This is a genomic window from Pseudoroseomonas ludipueritiae (genome assembly GCF_014490445.1).
Lineage (GTDB): Bacteria > Pseudomonadota > Alphaproteobacteria > Acetobacterales > Acetobacteraceae > Pseudoroseomonas > Pseudoroseomonas ludipueritiae.
The window spans coordinates 115,399-131,648 of record NZ_JACTUZ010000001.1; the positions used below are offsets into that span (position 1 = coordinate 115,399).

Sequence of the window (16,250 nt, forward strand, 5' to 3'; positions counted from 1 at the left end):
TCAGGCGGCGCGGGACTTCAGGCGGTCGGCGAAGGTTTTGCGGAACTTCGCCACCTTGGGCGCGACCACAACGCGGCAGTAGCCTGACCAGGGATTGCGGGTGAAGTAATCCTGGTGCTCCGCCTCGGCCGGCCAGAAAGTGCCGGCGGGCACCACCTCGGTGACGATCTTGCCCGGCCAGAGCCGCTCCGCATCCAGTTCGGCGATGATGGCGCGGGCGGTTTCCGCCTGATCCTCATCCAATGTCAGGATGATGCTGCGGTACTGCGGACCCACATCGGCACCCTGGCGGTCCTTGGTCGTGGGATCGTGCAGGGTGAAGAAGATACGCAGAATATCGGCGTAGCTCACGATCGCCGGGTCGAAGACCACCTTCACCACCTCTGCATGGCCTGTTTGCTTGCCGCAGACCTGCTCATAGGTGGGGTTGGCGACATGGCCGCCGGCATAGCCGGAGACCACCTCCGTCACACCGTTCAGGTCACGGTAAGCGGCGTCGATGCACCAGAAGCAGCCGCCGCCCAGGATGGCGGTCTCGGTCGTGTTTGTCATGGATGTCCCTCCATCGGGAGAACAGGGCTGAAGCAGCAGATGGTGTCGCTCCAGCGCCGCTGCACCCCCTTGTCGGCGGTGGCCTTGGGCGCCACCGTGGCGGCATGACGACCTCATCCTCCGACCCCGCCCTGGCTGGCTTCGACTCCGCCGCTCTGTCAGATGCCGTGGCCTTTGCCGAGGCGAATGACTCCCCCTTCCCGCGCGACCTGCGGGCCCACCTGGAGGCCGGCTATTTCGAGCCGCCGCCGGACAATGCCGTGCTGGGTTCGGTTTCACCGCGCGGCCCCCTGAACGGGCTGTTGATGCGCCACGGCCAGACCGTGGTGCGATGGGGCGATACCCGCCAGGCGGACATGACCTTCAGCGTCGCCAAGAGCTATCTGGCCCTGCTGGCCGGGCTGGCGCTGGGCGATGGGCTGATCAGGGACCTGGATGAACCGGTCTCCGCCAGCGTCACGGATGCCGCCTTCGCCGGGCCGCGCAACGGCGCCATCACCTGGCGGATGCTGCTGGACCAGACCAGCGAGTGGGAAGGCACGCTCTTCGGCAAGGCCGACCGCATCGACCGTGGCCGCGACCTGCGCCGGGAAGGCAGCGGGCCCAAGGGGATCGACCGCCCGCTGGCCGCCCCTGGCGAGCACTGGGAATACAATGATGTCCGCGTCAATGCCCTGGCGCTGGCGCTGCTGCACCGCTTCCGCCAGCCGCTGCCGGAAGTCTTCGCCGAGCGGATCATGAACCCCATTGGCGCCAGCCAGGATTGGCGCTGGGAAGGCTATTCCACCAGCTTCGTGGAGATCGACGGGCAACGGATGCCTTCCGTCTCCGGCGGCGGCCATTGGGGCGGCGGCGTGGTGACACATGCCGAGGATCAGGCCCGCATCGGCCAGCTGATGCTCCAGGATGGTGTCTGGGACGGCCGCCGTGTGCTGCCGGAGGGCTGGGCCGCGGCCTGCACCACCCCGTCGCGCCTCAACAAGGACTACGGCCTGCTGTGGTGGCTGAACGGCCAGGGCCGCTACCCCGGCGCCAGCCGCGAGAGCTTCTTTGCCCAGGGCGCGGGCGGCAACGTCATCTGGGTGGACCCCGCGCATGATCTGGTGGGTGTCTTCCGCTGGCTGAACCCGGCCGCGCTGCCGGAGATGCTCGCCCGCGTCACCGCCGCGCTTCGGTAAGCGTCGGGCGGGCAGTTGACGGAGGCGCGGCTGGCGGGAAGTTTGATGCACTGAACTCCCGCTGGATCTCGCCCGGATGACCGACAGCACCGCCCTGCACGCCGCCACGCTCAGCCTGGATACGCATGTCGATATCCCCTGGCCCTCGCCGCCCGACCCCCGCGGCGAGACCACGCGCTGCGTGGACTACCCGAAGATGGTGGCGGGTGGCCTGAACGCGGTGGTCTTCGCCGCCTATCTGCCGCAAGGTCCCCGCACCCCGCAGGCGCATGAGGAGGCCGCCGCCCGCGCCGAGGCCATGCTGCGCTCCATCCGCGCTTCGGCCGCTGGCACGGGACGCCGCATCTGCACCCGCGCCGCCGATGTGAAGGCCGCCTTCGAGGCGGGCGATACCGCCGTGCTGCTGGCGGTGGAGAACGGCTATGGTCTTGGCGAGGATCTCTCCCGGCTGGCGCTCTGGCGTGGCCTGGGCATCTGCTACCTGACGCTCACGCACAACGGCCATAACCTGCTCTCCGACTCCGCCATTCCCCTGGCGGCACTGGGCGATGCCCCGTCCCTGCATGGCGGCCTCTCCGAATTCGGCCACGCCGCTATCGCGGAAATGAATGCCCTGGGCATCCTGGTGGATGTCTCCCATGTGGCGAAGAGCGGCATGATGCAGGCGGTGGAACTCTCCCGCTCCCCGGTCGTGGCGACGCATACCTGCTGCCGCGCCCTGCGCGACCATCCGCGCAATGTGGATGACGAACAGTTGGATGCCCTCCGGGCTTCCGGCGGCCTGGTGCAGATCACGGCGGTGCCCGCCTTCCTGCGCAATGCCGATGCCGACGGCCGCTTCCGTGCCAAGGTGAGCGACATCGTCGATCATGTTGATTATGCGGTAAAGCGCATCGGCATCACCCATGTCGGCCTGTCGTCGGACTTCGATGGCGGCGGCGGCGTGGAAGGCTGGCGCAGCGCTGCCGAATCTCACAACCTGACCGCGGAACTGGCGCGGCGTGGTTACAGCGCCGAGGAAATCGGGCTGCTCTGGTCCGGCAACTTCCTCCGCCTGATGCGCGCGGCGGAGGCGGTCGCCGCCGGGGGCTAAGGCGCCACCTCAGCCAAGCTCGAAGCTAGCCAGGCCGAAGGCGCGTTCCAGTGGAATGGCTGGGGCCTGGCCCACATACATGCGGGCAGTTTCGAACACCGGCTGCATACCGGCGGCTTCCGCCATGGCGACAGCCGCGGCATTGGGTTCGGGCAGGTCCAGAAAGATGGGGCCGGGCTGCCCTTCGATCAGGGCGTCGAACAAGGCGCGGGCGCTCGGCGCATCGGCTGCGGTCAACGGCCCGATACGGGCGCCATCCTGGCTCGGGCGTAGCACGCCGAAGCCGGCGAGGACGCCATCCCGCATGACTGCCAGCGCGCGGTGGCCCGGAGTGCTGAGCCAGACCCGCAGGAAATCCTCGCGCGGCGCCGGCAGAACCGAGGCGTCCAGGGCGGAAAGTGCTTCGAAAGGCAAGCTCGCAGCCGGCACCACCTGCCCCTGCCCGCCGCCGACCGCCTGGGGCCGTGCCGCGTAGCGGACATTGCGCCAGGCGGTGCGGAAGCCAGAACAGGCGTAATCCGCCTGCCGCGCCACGACACCATCGAGCCCGACCACCCGCCCGGCCAGCCGCTCCATCGCGTGCCGCCACAGCGCCATGCCCAGCCCCTGCCCGCGCAGATCGGGCCGCACGATATAGAAGCCGATGAAGCCGAAGCCCTTGCCCTGGCGCACGGCGGAGATACAGGCGGCTGGCCGGCCATGGGTATCCTCGGCCAGCAGGAAGCCTTCCGGGTCGGCGGCGAGAAAGGCGGCGGTATCGGCCAGGCCAGGATTCCACCCTTCCTGAGCGGCCCATTCGGCCATGACCGCCAGCTCGGCAGCCCCGGCTATACGGATGGCAGGCCTCATGCGGACAGTCGCACCATGGCGGCGCGGAAACGGGCAAGGATTTCTTCGCGCCTGATGTGCTGGCCCTCCCGGACAACCTCATGCCCACCAAAGACCACGGAGCGCACTGGGTTGCCCTGGCCGCTGAAGACCCAGGCGTCCAGCAGGGTATCGCCCTCAAGGCCGGCCAGGGCCGGATGATCCGGGTCCAGTTCCACAAGGTCGCAACGCTGACCGGGCGTGATGGCGCCTATGGCGCGCGCGCTGACCTGCGCCCCGCCCGCCAGGGCTGCCTTCAGCAGGTTCAGGCCAGGATGTGGGCGGGCGACGTCGGTCGCGACGGAGCGCACATGCCGCGCCAGCCTCTGGCTGGTTTCGAGTTGGCGCATCTCGTCGCGCGGCGATGTTCCGACATGGCTGTCAGTGCCGAAACCGAACCGGCCTTTTGCTTTCGCGTAGGCAGGATAGTTAAAGACCCCATCACCCAGCGAAGCCTCTGTGGTAGGGCACAACCCAACAACCGCACCGGTGGCCGCCAGCGCCATGGCTTCGGCATCGGTCATATGGGTCGAGTGGATCAGGCACCAACGGGCATCCAGCGGCGCATGATCCAGCAGCCACTGCACCGGGCGCGCGCCGGTTGCGGCCTCGCATTCCGCCACTTCGCGTAACTGTTCGGCGGCATGGATGTGGATGGGTCCATTGAAGGACGCGAGTTCAGCCAGCATGGCCGGCGTCACGGCACGCAGGGAATGCGGCGCGAGGCCCAGGCCCGCCTGTGCATCGCCGGCAATGGCGGAGCGGACATCCTCGACGATGCGCCAGTAGCCATCCAGGTCATTCAGGAAGCGGCGCTGGCCGGGCGCCGGCTCTTTTCCGAAGATGCCGCCGTGGCGGTAGAGGCTCGGCAGCAAGGTGATGCCGATACCGGCTAGCCGCGCGGCCTCCAGGTGCCGCAGCGCCATCTCCGCCGGTGCGGCATAGGGCGTGCCATCCGGCTGATGATGCAGGTAGTGGAATTCGGCAACATTCGTGAAGCCCCATTCCAGGCACTCCACGTAAAGCTGCGCGGCCACGGCTTCGGCGTCTTCGGGAGTCATGCGCCCCACGAAGCGGTACATGGTCTGGCGCCAGGTCCAGAAGGAATCCTCGCCACCTTCCGCATCCCGCGCATCCGGCGGGGAGCGGCGCTCGGCCAACCCCGCCATCGCGCGCTGGAAGGCGTGGGAATGCAGGTTCGGCACTCCGGGAATGACCACGCCCGAAAGCCTTACCGCATCTGCGGCAGGGCTATCTGGCGAGGCCGACAGGATGGTGCCGGCATCATCGGCCTCCACCAGCACATCGCGGACCCAGCCGCTCGGCAGCAGTGCTTGGGCAGCATGGAATCGCGGCATGGCGAGGAATCCCTGTCTTGCAGTGGGAGCATCTTTTCAGGTTGACGAAGGTTGTCAATACAACCAACATGAGAGCCATGGCGCAGCCCGACCTCGACCCCACCGCCCCCCGCTACCAGCAGATCAAGAGCTTCATCCTGGAGCGTGTGCGCAGCGGCGAATGGTCGGCCGAGCACCGGGTCCCGTCCGAGAATGAACTGGTCCGCCTGACCGGCCATTCCCGCGTCACCGTCGGCCGTGCCCTGCGGGAACTCGCGGATGCCGGCCTGCTGAAGCGCGTGCAGGGCGTGGGCACCTTCGTTGCCAGCGGGCCCCCGCAGTCAGCCTTGCTAGAACTGCGCGACATCGCGGGCGAGATCACGGAGCGCGGCCATGTCCACGCCATGCGGGTTGAGGCCCTGGGCCGCCGCCTCGCCGATGTTGAACTGGCAGTCGCCTTCGGCGTGCCGGAGGGTAGCCCCCTCTTCCACAGCCGCATCGTTCATCTCGAGGACGATGTGCCGGTGCAACTGGAGGACCGGCTGGTGAACCCGGTGATCGCGCCGGATTACCTGGACCAGGATTTCACCCGCACCACCCCCTATGCCCATCTCATGGCCTGCGCGCCGGCCGAGCGCGTGGAGCATGTGGTGGAGGCCGTCCGCCCCGATGCGGCGGCCATCGCGTCGCTAGGCATCACCCCTGACGAGCCATGCCTGCTGATCCACCGCCGCACCTGGTCGCGGCGCCTGGTGGCGACGCGGGCCTGGCTGACCCATCCCGGAAGCCGCTACCGCCTCGGCGGCGCCTTGCGCTGAAAGAAGCAGCCCCATGCAGGATCGTTTCCGCAACGCCCCCGCCATTCGCGCGCCACGCGGCGCCGAACTGACCGCCCGCCACTGGACCACCGAGGCGGCGATGCGCATGCTGATGAACAACCTGGACGACGAGGTCGCCGAACGCCCCGGTGAACTGGTGGTCTATGGCGGCATCGGCCGCGCGGCGCGGGATTGGAAGAGCTACGAGAGCATCGTTTCCACGCTGAAGCGGCTGACGGAAACGCAGACCCTGCTGGTTCAGTCCGGCAAGCCGGTCGGCGTCTTCGAGACCCATGCCGATGCGCCGCGCGTGCTGATCGCCAATTCCAACCTCGTGCCGAACTGGGCGAACTGGGAACACTTCACCAAGCTCGATCGTGCCGGGCTGATGATGTACGGGCAGATGACAGCCGGTTCCTGGATCTACATCGGCACCCAGGGCATCGTTCAGGGCACCTTCGAGACCTTCGCCGAAGCTGGCCGGCAGCACTTCGGCGGTGACCTTTCCGGCCGCTGGATTCTCACCGCCGGGCTAGGCGGCATGGGCGGCGCGCAGCCGCTGGCCGGCGTCTTTGCCGGTGCCTGCGTGCTGGCGGTGGAATGCCAGGCCTCGCGCATCGAGAAGCGGCTGGAGACAGGCTATCTCGACCACAGCGCCACCTCGCTGGACCAGGCACTGGCGATGATCGGCGCCGCCTGCATCGAGAAGAAGGCGATCAGCGTCGGCCTGCTCGGCAATGCCGCCGAGATCTTCCCGGAGCTGGTGAAGCGCGGCGTGGTGCCCGACATCGTGACGGACCAGACCAGCGCGCATGACCCCGCCAATGGATACCTGCCCGCGGGCTGGACGGTGGCGGAATGGGAAGCGAAGCGCGAGGCCGACCCGCAGGCCGTGGCCGCCGCCGCCAAGCGCAGCATGGTGGCGCATGTACAGGCCATGCTGGACTTCAAGAAGATGGGCAGCGCCGTGCTGGATTACGGCAACAACATCCGCCAGATGGCCAAGGATGAAGGCCTGGCTGATGCCTTTGGCTTTCCAGGCTTCGTGCCGGCCTATATCCGGCCGCTCTTCTGCCGCGGCATCGGTCCCTTCCGCTGGGCTGCGCTGTCGGGCGACCCGGAGGATATCCGCAAGACCGACGCCAAGGTCCGCGAGCTGATCCCGGACGACAAGCACCTGCACCGCTGGCTGGACATGGCGCAGGAGCGCATCCACTTCCAGGGCCTGCCGGCGCGCATCTGTTGGGTTGGCCTGGGTCAGCGGCACCGCCTGGGGCTGGCCTTCAATGAGATGGTCGCCCGGGGCGAATTGTCGGCACCCATCGTGATCGGCCGTGATCATCTGGATTCCGGTTCCGTCGCCTCCCCTAACCGTGAGACGGAATCCATGCTGGACGGAACGGATGCCGTGTCTGACTGGCCTCTTTTGAACGCCCTCCTGAATACCGCATCCGGCGCCACCTGGGTGTCGCTGCACCATGGCGGCGGCGTCGGCATGGGCTATTCACAGCATTCCGGCATGGTGATCGTGGCCGATGGCACGCCGGATGCCGCCCGGCGCCTGAAGCGGGTGCTCTGGAACGACCCGGCGACCGGTGTGATGCGCCATGCCGATGCGGGCTATGACATCGCCATCGATTGCGCGCGAGAATTCGGGCTGGACCTGCCGATGATCGGCGGTGCGGCATGATCGTCACACCCGGTTCCGCGAACCTGGAGCACCTCCAGGCCATCATGCAGGGGGAAGCACTGGAGCTTCCCGCCGGCTGGCAGGCGCCGGTCGAGGCCTCCGTCAGTGCCCTGGCCGGACGCATCGAGCAGGGTGAGGCGCTCTATGGCGTCAATACCGGCTTCGGCAAGCTGGCGAGCCAGCGCATCGGCAGCGCCGACCTCGCCAAGCTGCAGCTCAACCTGCTGCGAAGCCATGCTTCCGGCACCGGCCCGCTGCTGCCGGCACCGGTGGTGCGGCTGATCCTGGCGCTGAAGGCGATGTCCCTGGCGCGGGGCGCCTCGGCGGTGCGGCCCGTTGTTATTGAGGCGCTGCTGGCCCTGCTGCGCGCCGATGTGCTGCCAGCGATCCCCGCCAAGGGTTCGGTCGGCGCCTCCGGAGACCTGGCGCCGCTGGCGCATCTTTCGCTGGTGCTGATTGGCGAAGGCGAGGCACTGGTGGGCGGCGCGGTGGTGCCGGGTGCCGAGGCCTTGCGCCATGCCGGACTGACGCCGCTGGCCCTGGGGCCCAAGGAAGGTCTGGCGCTGCTGAACGGCACCCAGGTTTCCACCGCCCTGGCGCTCGCGGGACTCTTCACGACCCGGATGCTGCTGCGCACCGCCCTCGCCTCCGGCGCCATGAGCGTGGATGCCGCGCGGGGTTCGGACACACCTTTCGACCCCCGCATCCACGCGCTGCGCGGCCAGCCGGGCCAGATCCGCGCCGCTGCCGCCCTGCGGGGCCTGCTGGACGGCAGCGCCATCCGTGAAAGCCACCGGACCGGCGATACGCGGGTGCAGGACCCTTATTGCCTGCGGTGCCAGCCACAGGTCATGGGCGCCTGCATTGACCAGCTTGACCATGCCGCCCAGGTGCTGGAGCGGGAAGCGAATGCGGTCACCGACAATCCGCTGGTGACGGCGGAGGGCGAGGTGCTTTCCGGCGGCAACTTCCATGCGGAGCCTGTGGCCTTCGCCGCCGACAACACCGCCCTGGCCCTGGCCGAGATCGGCGCGCTGGCTGAACGGCGCATCGCGCTGCTGACGGACCCGGCCCTGTCCGGCCTGCCGGCTTTCCTGGTGCGGGAGGGCGGGCTGAATTCCGGCTTCATGATCGCCCAGGTCACGGCAGCGGCCCTGGCCAGCGAGAACAAGTCCCTGGCGCATCCGCGAAGCGTGGACAGCCTACCTACCAGCGCCAACCAGGAGGACCATGTCAGCATGGCCACCGGCGCCGCGCTGCGCCTGGCGGAAATGGCGGATAACACCGCCGGCATCCTAGCCATCGAATTGCTGGCGGCGGCGCAGGGCATCGGCTTCCATCGGCCCCTCACCTCCTCCCCAGCGCTCGAGATGGCCTTGGCGCTGGTGCGGGAGCAGGCGGCACCCTGGGACGAGGATCGGCTGATGGCCCCCGATATCGCCGCCGTGAAGCGGCTGGTCGAACGGGGCGCTTTCGCCCGGATGGCAGAAGGGATCTGAAGCCCATGTTCGACCGGGTGTGGCTCAACGCGCATCTCGCCACCATGGATGGCCCACCGGAGGCACCGCTGGGCGTGATTGAGGACGGCGCGGTGGCGGCCAAGGATGGGCGCATCGCCTGGGTCGGCCCTCGGGCCGACCTGCCCGGACAGGCTGCCGAAACGGTGGACTGTGCCGGCGCCTGGATTCTACCCGGGTTGATCGACTGCCATACCCATCTGGTCTTCGGCGGCAACCGCGCCGGGGAGTTCGAGCAGCGGCTGGCGGGCGCGACCTACGAGCAGATTGCCCGTGCTGGCGGCGGCATCTTTTCCAGCGTCCGTGCCACGCGCTGCGCCAGCAGCAAGGAGTTGTTCGACAGCGCCCTGCCGCGCCTGCAAGGGCTGATGGCCGAAGGCGTTACCACGGCCGAGATCAAGTCAGGCTATGGCCTGCAACTGGAGAGCGAGCTGAAGATGCTGCGCGTCGCGCGGCGCCTGGGCGAGGCTGAGCCGGTGCAGGTTGTCACGACGCTTCTGGCGGCCCATGCGGTGCCACCCGATTTCGCCGGGGGCGCCGAGGCTTACGCCCGCCATGTCGCGCAGGAGATCATTCCCGCCTCCATCGGGCTGGCCGATGCCGTGGACGCCTTCTGCGAGAACATCGCCTTCTCGCCAGCCCAGACGGCGATGGTCTTCGCGGCGGCACGGGCCGCTGGCCTGCCTGTGAAGTTGCACGCGGACCAGTTGTCCGACCTGGGCGGTGCGGCGCTGGCGGCCGCGCATGGGGCGCTTTCAGCCGACCACCTGGAACATGCCAACGCCGCAGGGCTGCGCGCTATGGCCGAGGCCGGCACCGTGGCCGTGCTGCTTCCCGGCGCGACCTACTTCCTGCGCGAAGCCAAGCACCCGGACATCGCGGCCATGCGGCGGGCGGGTCTGCGGATGGCGCTTTCCACCGACATGAACCCTGGCTCCTCGCCCGCGCGGTCTTTGCTGCTGATGCTGAACATGGGCTGCACCCTCTTCCGGCTGACGGTGGAGGAGGCGCTGCTTGGCATCACCCGCCATGCGGCAGCGGCCCTTGGGCTTCAGGACCGTGGCATGCTGAGGCCTGGCCTGCGCTGTGACCTGGCCTTGTTCCGGATCGGCCGCCCGGCTGAGCTTTGTTACTGGCTCGGCTATAATCCCTGCACGGGCCGGTTTGTCGGAGGTGAGTAGCCGTTAATCTCATACGCGCACAAACAATCACGGCTTCGTAAGGCTAAGAAGTTGCGCCCGCTTAGTCATAAGATATCTTATACAAGACTTCGTTTATCTTTAACCTAGTTCAGGTTAATATCCATATTGCAGCGCAGCATCAATGACTTAGCGGATGCTGGAAGCTTGCAGTCACGCCACCGGCCACGTATCTGCGTGCAGCGGCGCTGCCAATATCGCGCGGCGCGGCCAATTTGCAGGAGCAGCCGTATGGTTCAGGGCGCTGAAGCGGCAACCACCAAGCGTCGCGGCAAGGCGGCACCTTCCGCGGGCACAAATGGCCTTTCAAAGGAGCAGTTGCTCCAGGCCTATCGCGACATGCTCCTGATCCGACGGTTCGAGGAAAAGGCAGGCCAGCTGTATGGCATGGGCCTGATCGGCGGCTTCTGCCATCTCTACATTGGCCAGGAAGCCGTGGTCGTGGGCATGCAGATGTGCCTTCAGCCGGGCGATCAGGTCATCACCTCCTACCGGGACCACGGCCATATGCTGGCCACCGGCATGGAATCCCGCGGTGTCATGGCGGAGCTGACCGGGCGTGCCGGCGGCTACTCCAAGGGCAAGGGCGGCTCCATGCACATGTTCAGCCGCGAGAAGGGCTTCTTCGGCGGCCATGGCATCGTGGGCGCGCAGGTGTCGCTGGGCACCGGCCTGGCCTTTGCCAATATGTACCGTAACGACGGCATGGTCTGCCTGACCTACTACGGTGACGGCGCCGCCAACCAGGGCCAGGTCTTCGAGAGCTACAACCTCGCCGCCCTGATGAAGCTGCCGGTCGTCTACATCATCGAGAACAACAAGTACGGCATGGGCACCAGCGCCGAGCGCGCGTCCGCCTCCAAGGACCGTTCCAAGGACGGCGCGCCCTGGGGCATCCCGGGTGAGCAGGTGGACGGCATGGACGTGCAGGCGGTGCGCGAGGCCGGCCAGCGCGCCGTGGCGCACTGCCGCGCCGGCAACGGCCCCTACATCCTCGAGATGAAGACCTACCGCTATCGCGGCCACTCCATGTCCGACCCCGCGAAGTACCGCACGCGCGAGGAAGTGCAGAAGATGCGCGAGCTGCACGACCCGATCGAGAGCGTGCGCAAGATCCTGCTCGACGGCGGCCTGGACGAGGCCGAGATCAAGAAGGTCGACGACGAGATCAAGGCCATCGTGGCCGATGCTGCCGAGTTCGCCCAGACCTCGCCCGAGCCGGACGAGAGCGAACTCTGGACCGACGTTCTGCTGGAGGCCCGCTGAGATGGGTGCGACGATTTTGATGCCCGCCCTCTCCCCGACCATGACGGAGGGGAAGCTGGCCCGGTGGCTGAAGAAGGAAGGCGATACCGTCGCCGCCGGTGACGTGATCGCCGAGATCGAGACCGACAAGGCGACCATGGAAGTGGAAGCCGTGGACGAGGGCCAGATCACCAAGCTCCTGGTGGCCGAGGGCACCGAGGGTGTGCAGGTGAATTCCGCCATCGCCGAGCTGGATGGCGGCGATAGCCAGAATGCCGGGCATGGGCCGGAGCAGCCGGTCTCCAACGCCACCCGCGCCGGGGGCGAGACGGGCCAGGTGGCCAAGGACGCCGAGGACTCCGGCGCCGTCGCCGCGCGCGGCACCGCGCGCAACGAGGGCGCCGCGGCCGAGACCAAGGCTGCGACGCCGGAGCCCGAGCGCGAGTGGGGCGAGACCAAGAGCATCACGGTGCGCGAGGCGCTGCGCGATGCCATGGCCGCCGAGATGCGCCGCGACGAGAACGTCTTCCTGCTGGGCGAGGAAGTCGCGCAGTACCAGGGCGCCTACAAGGTCTCCCAGGGCCTGCTGGACGAATTCGGCCCGCGGCGCGTGGTGGACACGCCCATCACCGAGCACGGTTTCACCGGCATGGCGGTGGGCGCGGCGATGTCGGGCCTGCGCCCGATCGTCGAGTTCATGACCTTCAACTTCTCCATGCAGGCCATCGACCAGATCATCAACAGCGCCGCCAAGACGCTGTACATGTCCGGCGGCCAGCTCGGCTGCCCCATCGTGTTCCGCGGGCCGAACGGCGCGGCGGCGCGCGTGGCGGCGCAGCACTCCCAGTGCTACGCCTCCTGGTACGCGCATGTGCCGGGCCTGAAGGTGGTGGCGCCCTGGTCCTCGGCCGATGCCAAGGGCCTGCTGCGCGCCGCCATCCGCGACCCGAACCCGGTGGTCTTCCTGGAGAATGAGATCCTCTACGGGCAGAGCTTTGAATGCCCGGTGGACGAGGACTTCATCCTGCCCATCGGCAAGGCCAAGATCGAGCGGAAGGGCAAGGATGTCACCATCGTCGCCTTCTCCATCGAGGTCGGGCTGGCGCTGAAGGCCGCCGAGAAGCTGGCCGAGGAAGGCATCGAGGCCGAGGTCATCAACCTACGGACCATCCGCCCGCTGGACATCGACACCATCGTGGAGTCGGTAAAGAAGACCAACCGGCTTGTCACGGTCGAGGAAGGCTGGGCCTTCTCCGGCATCGGCGGCGAGGTGGCCATGCAGGTCATCGAGAACGCCTTCGACTATCTCGACGCGCCTCCGGCGCGCGTGGCGGGCCTGGACGTGCCGATGCCCTACGCGGCTAACCTTGAGAAGCTTGCGCTGCCGACCGTGGAACACGTGGTCAACGCGGCCAAGAGCGTCACCTACAAGAAGTAAGAGGAAGCGGGACGATGGCCACCAACATCCTGATGCCCGCCCTCTCCCCCACCATGACGGAGGGGACGCTGGCGCGCTGGCTGAAGAAAGAAGGCGAGGCGGTCAAGGCCGGCGATGTGATCGCCGAGATCGAGACCGACAAGGCCACCATGGAATTTGAGGCCGTCGATGAAGGCGTCCTTGGCAAGATCCTGGTGCAGGACGGCACGGAAGGCGTGAAGGTCAACGACCCGATCGGCATCCTGGTCGAGGAAGGCGAGGAAGTTCCCTCCGGCGATGCCCCCAAGGCGGCGCCGAAGCAGGAAGCCACGCCGGACAGCAAGCCCGCCCCCGCCGAGCAGCCCAAGGCCGCCCCGGCGCAGGACAGCAAGCCGGCCCCGGCCGCGCAGGCTTCCGGCGACCGCGTCTTCGCCTCCCCGCTCGCGAAGCGGATGGCGCAGCAGGCCGGCATCGACCTCTCGGGCATCAAGGGCTCCGGCCCCAATGGCCGCATCGTGAAGGCGGATGTGGAGGGTGCTTCCTCCGCGCCCAAGCCGGCGGCGCAGCCGCAGGCGGCGGCACCTTCCGCGCAGCCGCAGGCCGCCGCCCCGGCGCCCGCGCCGAAGGCCCCTACCCCCGCCATCACGGCGCCGCATACGTCCGTGCCGAACAGCAGCATGCGCAAGGTGATCGCGCGGCGGCTGAGCGAGAGCAAGCAGACCGTCCCGCACTTCTACGTCACGATGGATATCGAGATCGACGCGCTGCTGAAGCTGCGCGCCGACCTCAATGCCCGCGCGCCGAAGGAGGGTCCGGGCGCCTTCAAGCTCTCGGTTAACGACCTCGTCATCAAGGCGGTGGCGCGGGTGCTGCGGCAGTACCCGAACGTCAACGCCTCCTGGACCGATGACGCGATCATCCAGTACCACGACGTAGACATCTCGGTGGCCGTGTCCATCCCAGACGGGCTGATCACGCCGATCATCCGCAAGGCCGACCAGAAGGGCTTGGCGGCGATCAGCAGCGAGATGAAGGACCTGGCCGCCCGCGCCAAGGCCGGCAAGCTGAAGCCCGAGGAGTTCCAGGGTGGCGGCTTCTCCATCTCTAACATGGGCATGTTCGGGGTGAAGGACTTCTCGGCCATCATCAACCCGCCGCAGGCCGGCATCCTGGCGGTCTCCGCCGGGGAGCAGCGCCCGGTGGTGAAGAACGGTGCCCTGGCCATCGCGACCGTCATGACCTGCACCCTCTCCGTCGACCACCGCGTGGTCGATGGCGCCCTGGCCGCCGAGTTCATCGCCGCCTTCAAGAAGGTGGTCGAGGACCCGCTGAGCCTGATGCTGTGACCGGGCATCCCGGCTTCTCCATCCGCGAGGCCAAGCCGCGCGATGCCGAGACGGTCCATCGCCTCGTGCTCGCCCTGGCGGAGTATGAGAAGCTGGGGCACGAGGCCCGCGCCACGGTGCAGGATTTCTACGGCGCCCTGGCCACCAGGCGGGTGCAGGGCCTGATCGCGGAAGTCGACGGTGAACCCGTCGGCTTCTGCCTCTATTACGAGACCTTCAGCACCTTCACCGGCCGCGCCGGCTACTGGATCGAGGACGTGTTCGTCGAGCCGGAGCACCGCCGCCTCGGCATTGGCCGCGCCTTCTTCCAGGATGTCGCGAAGCGGGCCGTGGCCGAGGGCCATGCCCGGGTGGAGTGGAGCGTGCTCGACTGGAACGAGCCGGCCATCGCCTTCTATCGGCGGATCGGCGCGGTCGGGCAGGACGAGTGGACCGATCAACGCCTTGCCGGCGAAGCGCTGCACGCGCTCGCCGCCCAGGGCTGACGAGGACAAGCAGAACATGGCCGAGCAGTTCGACCTGGTTGTGGTGGGCGGTGGCCCCGGTGGCTATGTCGCCGCCATTCGCGCCGCGCAGCTGAAGATGAAGGTGGCGCTGGTGGAGCGCGAACACCTGGGCGGCATCTGCCTCAACTGGGGCTGCATCCCCACCAAAGCGCTGCTGCGGGCCAGCGAGATCAACCACCTGCTGCACAGCCTGGACCAGTATGGCTTCGCAGCGGACAATATCCGCTACGACTTCGCCAAGGTGGTGAAGCGCTCCCGCCAGGTGGCCGGCCAGCTTTCCGCCGGCGTGAAGGGCCTGCTGAAGAAGAACAAGGTCACGGTCTTCGATGGCCACGGCAAGCTGGCCGGCAAGGGCAAGCTCTCCGTCACCAAGGATGGCAAACCTGTCGCCGATATCGAGGCCAAGAACATCATCCTGGCCACCGGCGCCCGCGCCCGCGTCATCCCCGGCATCGAGCCGGACGGCAAGCTGATCTGGTCCTACCGTGAGGCCCTGGCGCCCGACATCATGCCGAAGAAGCTGGTGGTAATCGGCTCCGGCGCCATTGGCTCCGAATTCGCCTCCTTCTTCCTGAACATGGGCGCCGAGGTCACGCTGATCGAAGCCATGGACCGCATCCTGCCGGTGGAGGACGCAGAGGTCTCGGCCTTCGTGAAGAAGTCCTTCGAGAAGCAGAAGATGAAGGTGCTGGTCGGCGCCAAGGTGCAGGGCGTCCGCAAGAACGGCGACAGCATCACCACCATTGTCGAGGTGGATGGCAAGGTGCAGGAGATCACTGCGGACCGGCTGATCTCGGCCGTCGGCATTGTCGGCAATGTCGAGAATATCGGCCTTGAAGGCACCAAGGTGAAGGTCGAGCGGACCCATGTCATCACGGATGAATATGGCCGCACGGGCGAGGATGGCGTTTATGCCATCGGCGACCTGACCGGCGCCCCCTGGCTGGCGCATAAGGCCAGCCATGAGGGCATCATCGTGGTGGAGGCAATTGCCGGGCAGCATCCTCATCCGATGGAGGTCGGCAATATCCCGGGCTGCACCTATTGCCGCCCGCAGGTCGCCTCCGTGGGCATGACCGAGGCCCGTGCCAAGGAAGCCGGCCATGACGTGAAGGTCGGCCGCTTCCCCTTTATCGGCAATGGCAAGGCCATCGCGCTCGGGGAGCCGGAAGGCTTCGTGAAGACGGTCTTCGACGCCAAGACCGGCGCGCTGCTGGGCGCCCATATGGTGGGCCCGGAAGTCACCGAGATGATCCAGGGCTACACGATCGCCCGGACGCTGGAGACGACGGAAGCGGAACTGATGCACACCGTCTTTCCCCACCCCACCGTCTCGGAAGCTATGCATGAAGCGGTGCTTGATGCCTTCGGTCGGGTGATCCACATCTAGGGCCGAGTGGGGATGCGCCTCGCCTTCCGGGGCGCATCCGCTTTATAGACAGGCAGCCGGGCCCCTCTACCCACCCGGCAGAGGACCAGGACTCC

14 protein-coding genes are annotated in these 16,250 nt (G+C 67.6%); 11 read left to right on the top strand and 3 right to left on the bottom strand.

The window, feature by feature from the left end; genetic code table 11:
* On the bottom strand, nucleotides 1-552 hold the full coding sequence (gene msrA / locus IBL25_RS00565) for a peptide-methionine (S)-S-oxide reductase MsrA (protein WP_187776594.1): 552 nt from the start codon (nucleotides 550-552) through the stop codon (nucleotides 1-3).
* A 104-nt stretch (nucleotides 553-656) separates the two neighbouring features.
* On the opposite strand from msrA, the gene IBL25_RS00570 reads away from it, so the two are divergent.
* Both IBL25_RS00570 and IBL25_RS00575 read left to right on the top strand, forming a co-directional pair.
* A complete protein-coding gene (locus tag IBL25_RS00570) occupies nucleotides 657-1,730 on the top strand; it encodes a serine hydrolase domain-containing protein (RefSeq protein WP_187776595.1) in 1,074 nt (357 codons plus the stop codon).
* Nucleotides 1,731-1,806: 76 nt separating this feature from the next.
* On the top strand, nucleotides 1,807-2,823 hold the full coding sequence (locus IBL25_RS00575; RefSeq protein WP_187776596.1) for a dipeptidase: 1,017 nt from the start codon (nucleotides 1,807-1,809) through the stop codon (nucleotides 2,821-2,823).
* A gap of 9 nt (nucleotides 2,824-2,832) precedes the next feature.
* Here the strand turns inward: IBL25_RS00575 and IBL25_RS00580 are convergent, their stop codons facing one another.
* On the bottom strand, nucleotides 2,833-3,672 hold the full coding sequence (locus tag IBL25_RS00580; RefSeq protein ID WP_187776597.1) for a GNAT family N-acetyltransferase: 840 nt from the start codon (nucleotides 3,670-3,672) through the stop codon (nucleotides 2,833-2,835).
* Entirely contained in the window at nucleotides 3,669-5,048 is a 1,380-nt protein-coding gene (locus tag IBL25_RS00585; protein WP_187776598.1) for a formimidoylglutamate deiminase, read from the bottom strand. Before IBL25_RS00585 ends, IBL25_RS00580 begins: the two co-directional genes overlap by 4 nt.
* Nucleotides 5,049-5,125: 77 nt before the next feature.
* On the opposite strand from IBL25_RS00585, the gene hutC reads away from it, so the two are divergent.
* The 9 genes from hutC to lpdA all read left to right on the top strand — a co-directional run bounded on the left by hutC (nucleotide 5,126) and on the right by lpdA (nucleotide 16,155).
* A complete protein-coding gene (hutC, locus tag IBL25_RS00590; protein WP_187776599.1) occupies nucleotides 5,126-5,845 on the top strand; it encodes a histidine utilization repressor in 720 nt (239 codons plus the stop codon).
* Between the two features lie 13 nt (nucleotides 5,846-5,858).
* Nucleotides 5,859-7,535 carry a urocanate hydratase gene (hutU, locus tag IBL25_RS00595; protein WP_187776600.1) on the top strand — a complete coding sequence of 559 codons (1,677 nt, stop codon included), beginning with the start codon at nucleotides 5,859-5,861 and terminating at the stop codon, nucleotides 7,533-7,535.
* Nucleotides 7,532-9,034, top strand: a complete 1,503-nt coding sequence (hutH, locus tag IBL25_RS00600) for a histidine ammonia-lyase (RefSeq protein WP_187776601.1) — start codon at nucleotides 7,532-7,534, stop codon at nucleotides 9,032-9,034. The genes hutU and hutH overlap by 4 nt, the downstream gene beginning before the upstream one ends.
* A 5-nt stretch (nucleotides 9,035-9,039) precedes the next feature.
* Nucleotides 9,040-10,233, top strand: coding sequence for an imidazolonepropionase (hutI, locus tag IBL25_RS00605; protein ID WP_187776602.1), 1,194 nt, complete (start codon nucleotides 9,040-9,042; stop codon nucleotides 10,231-10,233).
* A 249-nt stretch (nucleotides 10,234-10,482) separates the two neighbouring features.
* Nucleotides 10,483-11,517, top strand: a complete 1,035-nt coding sequence (gene pdhA, locus IBL25_RS00610; protein WP_187776603.1) for a pyruvate dehydrogenase (acetyl-transferring) E1 component subunit alpha — start codon at nucleotides 10,483-10,485, stop codon at nucleotides 11,515-11,517.
* Nucleotide 11,518: 1 nt separating this feature from the next.
* The gene (locus tag IBL25_RS00615) at nucleotides 11,519-12,934 is read left to right on the top strand and encodes a pyruvate dehydrogenase complex E1 component subunit beta (RefSeq protein ID WP_187776604.1); all 1,416 of its coding nucleotides are present in this window, start codon (nucleotides 11,519-11,521) and stop codon (nucleotides 12,932-12,934) included.
* A 14-nt stretch (nucleotides 12,935-12,948) separates the two neighbouring features.
* Nucleotides 12,949-14,259, top strand: coding sequence for a pyruvate dehydrogenase complex dihydrolipoamide acetyltransferase (locus IBL25_RS00620; protein ID WP_187776605.1), 1,311 nt, complete (start codon nucleotides 12,949-12,951; stop codon nucleotides 14,257-14,259).
* Entirely contained in the window at nucleotides 14,256-14,744 is a 489-nt protein-coding gene (locus IBL25_RS00625) for a GNAT family N-acetyltransferase (protein WP_187776606.1), read from the top strand. The genes IBL25_RS00620 and IBL25_RS00625 overlap by 4 nt, the downstream gene beginning before the upstream one ends.
* 16 nt (nucleotides 14,745-14,760) lie before the next feature.
* Nucleotides 14,761-16,155, top strand: coding sequence for a dihydrolipoyl dehydrogenase (gene lpdA, locus IBL25_RS00630; protein ID WP_187776607.1), 1,395 nt, complete (start codon nucleotides 14,761-14,763; stop codon nucleotides 16,153-16,155).
* The last annotated feature ends 95 nt before the right edge of the window (nucleotides 16,156-16,250 follow it).

Excerpts from the sequence above, each read along its gene's own strand:
- pdhA (WP_187776603.1), top strand. The coding sequence starts at position 10,483 with ATGGTTCAGGGCGCTGAAGCGGCAACCACCAAGCGTCGCGGCAAGGCG.
- hutI (WP_187776602.1), top strand. The coding sequence starts at position 9,040 with ATGTTCGACCGGGTGTGGCTCAACGCGCATCTCGCCACCATGGATGGC.
- hutC (WP_187776599.1), top strand. The coding sequence starts at position 5,126 with ATGGCGCAGCCCGACCTCGACCCCACCGCCCCCCGCTACCAGCAGATC.
- IBL25_RS00615 (WP_187776604.1), top strand. The coding sequence starts at position 11,519 with ATGGGTGCGACGATTTTGATGCCCGCCCTCTCCCCGACCATGACGGAG.
- IBL25_RS00620 (WP_187776605.1), top strand. The coding sequence starts at position 12,949 with ATGGCCACCAACATCCTGATGCCCGCCCTCTCCCCCACCATGACGGAG.
- IBL25_RS00580 (WP_187776597.1), bottom strand. The coding sequence starts at position 3,672 with ATGAGGCCTGCCATCCGTATAGCCGGGGCTGCCGAGCTGGCGGTCATG.
- IBL25_RS00575 (WP_187776596.1), top strand. The coding sequence starts at position 1,807 with ATGACCGACAGCACCGCCCTGCACGCCGCCACGCTCAGCCTGGATACG.
- hutU (WP_187776600.1), top strand. The coding sequence starts at position 5,859 with ATGCAGGATCGTTTCCGCAACGCCCCCGCCATTCGCGCGCCACGCGGC.
- lpdA (WP_187776607.1), top strand. The coding sequence starts at position 14,761 with ATGGCCGAGCAGTTCGACCTGGTTGTGGTGGGCGGTGGCCCCGGTGGC.
- IBL25_RS00585 (WP_187776598.1), bottom strand. The coding sequence starts at position 5,048 with ATGCCGCGATTCCATGCTGCCCAAGCACTGCTGCCGAGCGGCTGGGTC.
- hutH (WP_187776601.1), top strand. The coding sequence starts at position 7,532 with ATGATCGTCACACCCGGTTCCGCGAACCTGGAGCACCTCCAGGCCATC.
- msrA (WP_187776594.1), bottom strand. The coding sequence starts at position 552 with ATGACAAACACGACCGAGACCGCCATCCTGGGCGGCGGCTGCTTCTGG.
- IBL25_RS00570 (WP_187776595.1), top strand. The coding sequence starts at position 657 with ATGACGACCTCATCCTCCGACCCCGCCCTGGCTGGCTTCGACTCCGCC.